General features: G+C 62.8%; 1 protein-coding gene and 1 pseudogene. One reads left to right on the plus strand and one right to left on the minus strand.

Features of this window, described 5'->3' with window-relative positions; translation table 11 throughout:
* A partial coding sequence (locus tag RX972_RS29180; protein WP_316880778.1) for a hypothetical protein occupies window positions 1–181 on the plus strand: 181 nt, incomplete at its 5' end.
* 174 nt (window positions 182–355) lie between these two features.
* Here RX972_RS29180 and RX972_RS29185 read toward each other — a convergent pair.
* Window positions 356–546 (minus strand): annotated as a pseudogene (locus RX972_RS29185) (hypothetical protein); the annotation flags it as partial.

A 546-nucleotide genomic window follows, 5' to 3' on the forward strand; every position in this document is an offset into this window, starting at 1 on the left:
GGCGTTGCGGCCGTGGCACCCGCGGCATTTCAACCCGACGGGCAACTCAGCAAAAACCTGTCAATCCATCGCGCCGGAAATATTTCGCTTTATCAGAAGTGCAACTCGGTTTATGGTTCGCCCGTCTCACCCGATCGAGGGGCGCTTGCGCATCGTCAGGAGTGTTGCGGTGAGATGGTGAGATGCGGTGGACGCCGATTGCGCAACTGACGAGTGCGCATGCGGCGGACGGTGAAGTCGTGTGCTTCCGCAGGGACGACAGCGATGTATGTGGCGTACGCGACGCTCAAGGCGCGCGTGCAGCTTTCGCGAAACTCAGGGTCCGAGCGGCAGGATGCAGCGAAGCCTTGACTTCTTAGCTACCGCTGCCGCCGGTCGTGCCGCGCACCACGCGCTTGACCTTGTCGGTGGTGTAGGTCTGGCCGCCGATCGAGAGCAGCGGCGGGGAGGCGGTGAGATCGACGGAGTCGACCATCCCCTGAATCTCGGTCGAGATGGCCAGGTCGTTGCCCTTGGAATCCTTGCCGGTCGCGGTCAGCGTGTAGG

The organism is Pseudomonas syringae group sp. J309-1 (assembly GCF_032582135.1).
GTDB classification, from domain to species: Bacteria; Pseudomonadota; Gammaproteobacteria; order Pseudomonadales; family Pseudomonadaceae; genus Aquipseudomonas; species Aquipseudomonas quasicaspiana.